Genomic DNA, 2,095 nt, shown 5'->3' on the forward strand with positions numbered 1-2,095 from the left:
TCGGGACAAGCCAAGCCCGAGGATGACGGCGAGGAATTGGCGCAGGTCGTCTTTTCCCCTACGAAACCGGCGTACCGTCCAGCAGATAACGCACATCCCGCACCGGCGGCGATTTCCGGAATCGGGCGGTCTTGTCGCTCCAGATGCCGCGCGTGATGGCGGGCAGGGCGGGGAGCCGCGCAAGGGCATGGCTCAGCGCGCCGCCCATGCCCTTCTGCTTTTTCGCATCGAGAAAATGGCGAAGCTCGAATTTGGCGCGGATGTGTTTTTCATGTTCGCGCAGGATCGCCGTTTCCTCTGCCGAAAGCCGGCAGCCGGCGAGAATGGCCTTATCCGCCTCATATAAGCGGCGAAGATCTTCGGTGCGATGGCGGCCGCTCAGCGAGTTGCCGCGCACGATCGCGCCGTAACCGCAATGACGTATGACCTTGTAACGCGCGCCGGCGGCCAGCGCCCGCACGTAAAGCTCGTAATCTTCGCCGAGCCGCAGGCCGTCATCGTAACGCAGTGCGTGTTTGTCGAGAAAAGCGCGGCGTATGACTGGCTTCAGAAACCCGGTTTCCCCGCGTTCAACGCCGGGCCTGGAAATATTGCCTTCCACGAATTCCGTCAGCGACAGAAACCGCGCCTGCGGTTCGAAGCGCGCCGGCTGCATGGAGGATGCGCCGGGGACCGATTGCTGGATGAAGGCGATATTGTCGGCCACCAGATCCCAGTCATCGTCGGCCAGCATGGCGGCAAAACGGCCGCGGAAAAAGAAGTCGTCCGCATCGAGAATGCTGATGAGCGGCGCGGATGAAATCGAGATGGCGTGGTTGCGCGCAGCCGAAGGGCCTCGGTTGACCTCGAATCGCACGACCCGCAGACGGCCCGTGCCGTCATCCGCCGCATGCGCCACATCGCTCGTCGTGTCGGTGGAACCATCGTCGATCACCACCACTTCGCCGACCTCCGGCTCCACAAGGGCGGAACGTATGGCGACATCGATTGTTTCGGATGCATTTTTCGCAGCGATGATGACGCAAATGGGCTGTGAACCGCTCACCATGGATTGTCCTTCTGCTTTGACCAACCGTCAGGATTTGGCCAGCAGAAAGTGTCACGGGTGTGGATGCAAGCGATTTTTTTGCGACGCAATAAATGAAGCTGCGTGAAAGCTCACATATCGGTCAGTTTCGCACCGTGCGGCGGCGGGCTTTTTACGGCGTCCGCCTGCATTGCCTCGGCGCCACGATCCCGCGCGAAGGTTTCGCGTATCCGCCGCTTTTCCCGGGCGACCAGAACGAGAATCCCAATGAAATAACCGACTTGCAGAATGACCGCGCAGATGAGGGTCTGGATGAATGCCGTGTAGAACGAGCCGTGGATGAAATATGTCGCAACCGCAAAGGTAAGCAATGCACCGATCATGCTGAAAAAAACACGAGGTGCATACATGGTGCTCTCCTCCCGAGAACGATTTCTCCATTTTTGACTGCGCTGCGGCATTTTTCTTCTTTGCAAGAAATATACGATGAGACCGGTGCTGTTTCAACACACATATACTTCTTCTAACGGTTGCGGCATGAAATTTCGGTAATCTTGATTGGTAAATTCCTCGGTAATCGATGACTTCCCCCAATCGGGGCTGCCTTACCAGGCGATTTCCTGCTTTTTAGAGACATAAAATCGTTCTCTTGCGGCCATTGTCGGCTGTCTTACGCCCTCTGCAGACTTCGTTAACCATCTCGCCTTTAAAAAGTCGGTATTGATTCCTCAGCAAGAGCAAGGTGCCCGCGTGACAACGAGTTCAGAAGTAATCGCCTTTCCGGCAAAGAACCGTATTGCCGACGTAAAAAGATGTGCAACCATGCTCGACCGGCTGCATGGTGTGGAGGCGAATGATTTCTGGCGCAGGGAGTGCCGTGAACTGGCCGCCCGTCTGATGGCGCTTGGCTATGAGGACGCCGCCATGCGGCGCGAGGTCATGGAATTTCAAAACGCCGTGCAGGCTGAATTGTGGGCGGGCGATGCCGCGCCAGAGGCACGCCGCGACAGCCATTGAGGCCTCAGCGTTTTCCATAAAAAAGCGCGAGGTGTCACGTCGCGTTTCGTT

General features: G+C 57.6%; 3 protein-coding genes. 1 reads left to right on the top strand and 2 read right to left on the bottom strand.

What is annotated here, in order from left to right; all coding sequences use genetic code 11:
- Positions 1-58: 58 nt before the first annotated feature.
- Entirely contained in the window at positions 59-1,048 is a 990-nt protein-coding gene (locus tag AGR7B_RS19925; RefSeq protein WP_078052603.1) for a glycosyltransferase family 2 protein, read from the bottom strand.
- 110 nt (positions 1,049-1,158) lie between these two features.
- Positions 1,159-1,437: an exopolysaccharide production repressor protein gene (locus tag AGR7B_RS19930; protein WP_078052604.1), complete on the bottom strand. Its 279-nt coding sequence runs from the start codon at positions 1,435-1,437 to the stop codon at positions 1,159-1,161.
- A gap of 340 nt (positions 1,438-1,777) precedes the next feature.
- On the opposite strand from AGR7B_RS19930, the gene AGR7B_RS26265 reads away from it, so the two are divergent.
- The gene (locus AGR7B_RS26265; RefSeq protein WP_078052605.1) at positions 1,778-2,044 is read left to right on the top strand and encodes a DUF6074 family protein; all 267 of its coding nucleotides are present in this window, start codon (positions 1,778-1,780) and stop codon (positions 2,042-2,044) included.
- The last annotated feature ends 51 nt before the right edge of the window (positions 2,045-2,095 follow it).

The sequence above is a fragment of the Agrobacterium deltaense RV3 genome, assembly GCF_900013505.1.
Classification (GTDB): Bacteria; Pseudomonadota; Alphaproteobacteria; order Rhizobiales; family Rhizobiaceae; genus Agrobacterium; species Agrobacterium leguminum.